Consider the following 4,524-nt stretch of genomic DNA (forward strand, 5'->3'; position numbering starts at 1 on the left):
CTTCAAGCGGCGCGGGCGCCGGTCGACTATCGTGCCGCAGACGAGGTTTTCGTCAAGCGGCAGGAGGCCATCGCCCAGTGCATGAAGGAGCGCGGCTTCATCTACCATCCGCTCACCCCCGCGTCGGTACTGAAAGAGGAAACAGTCAATGCGGAGGACAACGATCTTTCCATTCCGTGGCTGCCCGATAGTCTGGAAGAGGTCAGGCGCGTCGGCTACGGCATATCACCTCCCGAGGACCTTGGGGAATTCGAAGAGGCCATCACCTCAGAGGCGGATGCCTCGAACACCGAATACCGGGACGGCCTGTCTCCCGATGCCCAGCGCGAGTACGACCTGGCTCTCGGCGGGTATCACGGCTTTGAGGGGGCGGCCAACCCCGACACGGAAGCCTGTTGGCCATCGGCGGCTGCGCGATTTCCGGAGACCGAACAGTGGGTGGTCGAGCCATCTTTGCTAGCGGGGTGGCCAGAGGCGATAGATAACATGGTTGCCGCCTTAGCTACCGAAGCAGCGTTTGACGGCTCGGAAACCACATACGGCGCGTACGCGATTGTGCGCGATCCCCGTTTGAAGGAGTTGAATAGCCGCTATTCTGAATGTGTGAAGTCCGCCGCCGGAGGCGGCTGGAATGCGAGTTGGGTGGATGACGTTGAGGACCCGATCCACGCAGCTATTCAGACGGCGCCGGACGGGTCCGAATTCGACTGGCAAGAGGGCGTTGCCGCCATGGACGCAACCGACATTCCGATCGAGTACAGGTCGTTGGTCGGGTCACAGGTGGAGATCGACATCGCGGTGGTCGACTTCGAGTGCCGCCAGGAAACGGACTACGTCCACCAGTACGCACAGATTCTCGCTGACGCTGAGACCCGGTACATTGAGGACCACAAGGCCGAACTGGAGGCGATGATGGCGGCCATAGACCGCATCATCAGCGGCATCTGACCGGGCCGGCGGAGGTGCGTTCCAGGCATTGCGGCCAGATTCGCTGGCTCAGGTGCAGACCCGCACTCGCGAGCGGCCTCGTTAGCCCACGCCGCCTTGGCTGTCCCAGAACGCGTGGTTGGCGGAGGTTATTTGGTCCCAGAGCGCGGCTAGTTCGGGGGTCCAGTCCGGTGAGCCCTGTTGCGGCAACGCCTCGCCGCGCCAACCGGGCGCGTCGAGCTTGATCTCCGGGTCGAACACCCCCTGGGCCGGGTCGTAGTCTGCTTCGCGTTGGGCGGCGGCATCGGCCTCGTGGGCCTCCACGTCGAAGTTGGGGCAGGCTTCCAGGGCCGAATGCAGTTCGTCGGGCGAGATTCTGGGGTCGAGCAACGCCGCGGGCCGGGTGGCCCAGGCGTCGGCCACCGGGGGCTCGGGGTCGGTGACGGTCAGCCCTTGCGTGCGGGCGCAACTTGCCCAGGCCAGGGTGGCCTCGACGATGGCCGCCTTTTCCGCCAGCTCCTCGTCTTTGTCGACCGGCGGTCCGGGCAGGGTGTACCCAGTGGCGGCGAGGCACGCCGCCCACACCTCGCTGTGGTCCGCGTCGCCGATCCTGAGCGCGTCACCCTCAAGGGCCTGGTCGGCGTACTCCTTCCTTTGCTCCAGGTTCAAGTCCGGGTCGCCGTCCTCGGGCATTCCGAGCACGCAACTGGTGAACTCTCCGGCGAAGCAAGCCTGGTACGGCTCGTCGGTGATCAACTCCACCTGCGGCACGCCGTCGAACTCGCGGGGCTCCGCCTTGGCGGGCAGGCCCGCGTCCGTCAGGCATTCCGCCATGGCTTCAGCCGGGTTGGGAAGCTCCGGCGCCTCGACCGCCGGGCTGCGCTCAACCTGCCCGCGGCTGGCGGTCGGCAGCGTGGCGACTTCCTCTCCCTGCGTCTCACACGCGGCCACCCCCAAGACCAGCGTCAGCAACCCAACCCATGCGATCCAGCGCCAAGCGCTCATGTCCAATCCCCTCCTTGTGGACCAATGGTAGGGGGAGCGGCATCGTGCCCCGTCCTACCGGGCCAAGCGCGAGCCCCGCCAGCGCGTCGACCCCGCCCCGACAGCTGTCTGCCACGTTTCACGGCCTAACCGTCCCACATTATCCGGCCTAGAACTGCCACATTTGCCGGCGTCGAAGCTCCACATTTCCCGGCCTAGTCGGTACGAACCCTCGCCAAGGCCCTGCGACCGGTGGCGCCCAAGATCACCCCGGAGACGGTCGGCGAATACCTCAAGCTGCTGGGCCGGTTGTTTGTGGTCGAAGCCCAAGGGGCGTGGGCGCCGGCGCCGCGCTCGCGGGCCGTGCTGCGCACGTCTCCCAAACTGCATTTGGCGGATTTCGCCTTAGCGGCCGTCTTGCTCGGCACCGAGGAGTCCCGCTTGGAGCGCGACCTTGCCACTTTGGGCACTTTGTTCGAAAGCGCCGCCGTCCACGGTTTGATGGTTTTCGCGGCTCGGCTTCGGCGGCGGGGCAGCTTCCGGCTTGGGCAAGTCGCCTACACTGAGGCTATGGGGCAAGAGCAAGCCGTCGCGACGTGGGTCTTCGTCATGCTCACTGCCATGCGGAAGCATTTGGGGCTGTCGGTCGCCGAGTTCGTCCCACTGGTTGATCGCTACGCCCTGATCCGCTTTCTTTACGACAACCACGAGTTGCTCCACTATTACGGAAACGAACATGTGGTGGCGGAGTTGTCGCGCCACGCCGGCGAGCAGGGGGCCATCCTTGAGCCAATTGCCTGAGGCGCTGTACCACGGCTCGGACAGCCGGGTCGAGGACGTGAGCCTCGACCGCGGGGTCCCGAACAAGGACTTCGGCCGGGGTTTTTACACGACAGCGGCAGCGTGGCAGGCGGAGCGGTTTGCGATCCTTAAGGCCCGACGTGCGGGTCTTGGTTTCGGGTGGGTGAGCGTCTTCGATTTGAAGGATCCGTCAGGCCTGCGGGTCAGAGAGTTCTCCGAGCCGAACGCGGTGTGGTTCGACTTCGTCCTGCGCAACAGAGGCTTTCAGCGTCTGGTGCAGGGCGCGGCGGACGTCGAGGCAGATGTGGTGCGCGGCCCGGTGGCGAACGACGCCGTTGGATTGGTGCTGAACCAATTCGTCGCTGGAGTGTTCGGGCCGCCCGCCACCTTAGAGGCCAGGGCCACGGCCATCCGCCTGCTCATGACGCAGAATCTGCATGATCAGGTCTTCTTCGGCACCGAGCGTGCCGCGAGCAGGCTTCGATTCAGGGAGGCATACCGTGTTCGAGTTGACTGAGGAGGCCATTGACTCGGGAATCGATTCGATCTCGGGCTACTTGGTCGCGCAGGCCGCTGAGCGCCTGGCCGCGTCCCCCGAAGCCGTGGCCGAACGCTTCTACGCCTCCGGGACGTATGCGCAGCTAAGCGATCACAGGACCGGTTGGTACTGGGACAGCATCCTGGAGTTGCTTGATCGCTTTCTGTCCGAGTTCCGCGCAGACGAGCCTTTGCCCTGAATCCCCGGCGCCGTCCCCTTGGCATGCGGCTCCGATTGGCCAAAGCCCGGGGGCTTGGCGCTCGGTTCGGAACGGTACGGTGGCGGGGTGTTCAACCGGCGTGACTCCCGCTGCCGGCGGGCGGCAAGCGAGAATTCGATGCTCTTGGGCGGCGACGGCGTTGGGCGGAGGCGGATCGGCGCGGCCCCGGCCGGCTTGGCGGGCCGCCGCGCGATTCTTGGAGCCGTCGCGCCATGAGTATCCGCATCGTCGAGCAGGTTCTTATTGAGCCACCGGCTCACGATGCCGTGCCCGCGGCCCCCCGCACCGGCGCCCGTTGGCTGGGTGGCGGCTCGGGCGGCGCTGACGCCTTGCGCCTGTTCTACCTTGCCGCGCTGGAGGAGGCCGTGGCCCAGGGGCGGCCCGCCGCCTCGTTGTCGCTGGCCGCGGCGCGGCCTTTCGGCCTGTCGGCCGCTGGGTCCTTCGACGTCGCGGAGCGAGCGGCCGGCGAGTTCCTCGGCTCTCACGACCTGGACGTTTACCTGGCGGTTGAGGACAAGTCGGCGCTCGGCATCGGCGGTGGTTTGCTGGACGAATTGGACCGACTCCTGGGCGGCCAGCCGTTTTCCGGGCGACGGCATGGACTGGGCCAACCGACGCCTGGGGCCGAGCCGCGGGGGCCTGAAATCGGTGCCGAGCCGGGCGGCGACGGGACGGGCCCAAGGCGGGCTAGGAGGGCCCGGAAGCGCCAAAGCCCGCGCGGTCGGGCGGCGGCTCGGATCGATCTGACCGGGGCGGTCTACGAGGCGGGCCCGGCCGCCGCGGCCAGGTCGGCGGGGCCCCCGCCGCCGGCGGCCCCGGCCGCGACGTGGGAACCGGCCTCCGCGCCAGCGGCCGCGCCCATGGCCGCCCAGGTCCCCGATGGCCACGGTTTGATCGAGCAGGCGCTCGCCGGCCTGGACGAGCCGTTTTCCGCGACGCTGCTGAAACTGATCGACGCGCGGGGGTTGAGCGACCCCGAGGTGTACCGGCGGGCGAACATCGACCGGAAGCATTTCGCCAAGATTCGGTCCAACCCGGCCTACCGGCCGTCCAA

At 67.2% G+C, this 4,524-nt stretch carries 6 protein-coding genes; 5 read left to right on the forward strand and 1 reads right to left on the reverse strand.

Annotated elements, in window-relative coordinates:
• Positions 1-948, forward strand: a 948-nt coding sequence (locus tag LBC97_16455; GenBank protein ID MDR2567608.1) for a hypothetical protein, incomplete at its 5' end; no start/stop codon positions are given.
• Between the two features lie 81 nt (positions 949-1,029).
• Here LBC97_16455 and LBC97_16460 read toward each other — a convergent pair.
• Positions 1,030-1,932 (reverse strand): hypothetical protein, encoded by a 903-nt coding sequence (locus LBC97_16460; GenBank protein MDR2567609.1) that lies wholly within the window; start codon positions 1,930-1,932, stop codon positions 1,030-1,032.
• Positions 1,933-2,163: 231 nt separating this feature from the next.
• Here LBC97_16460 and LBC97_16465 point away from each other — a divergent pair, with 231 nt between their 5' ends.
• The 4 genes from LBC97_16465 to LBC97_16480 form a co-directional block, all read left to right on the forward strand.
• The gene (locus LBC97_16465; GenBank protein MDR2567610.1) at positions 2,164-2,712 is read left to right on the forward strand and encodes a DUF3791 domain-containing protein; all 549 of its coding nucleotides are present in this window, start codon (positions 2,164-2,166) and stop codon (positions 2,710-2,712) included.
• Positions 2,705-3,229 (forward strand): DUF3990 domain-containing protein, encoded by a 525-nt coding sequence (locus LBC97_16470; GenBank protein MDR2567611.1) that lies wholly within the window; start codon positions 2,705-2,707, stop codon positions 3,227-3,229. Before LBC97_16465 ends, LBC97_16470 begins: the two co-directional genes overlap by 8 nt.
• A complete protein-coding gene (locus LBC97_16475; GenBank protein MDR2567612.1) occupies positions 3,213-3,449 on the forward strand; it encodes a hypothetical protein in 237 nt (78 codons plus the stop codon). The genes LBC97_16470 and LBC97_16475 overlap by 17 nt, the downstream gene beginning before the upstream one ends.
• Before the next feature lie 233 nt (positions 3,450-3,682).
• Positions 3,683-4,524: hypothetical protein (locus LBC97_16480; GenBank protein ID MDR2567613.1), on the forward strand; the 842-nt coding region annotated here is incomplete at its 3' end.

Source organism: Bifidobacteriaceae bacterium (genome assembly GCA_031281585.1).
GTDB lineage: Bacteria > Actinomycetota > Actinomycetes > Actinomycetales > WQXJ01 > JAIRTF01.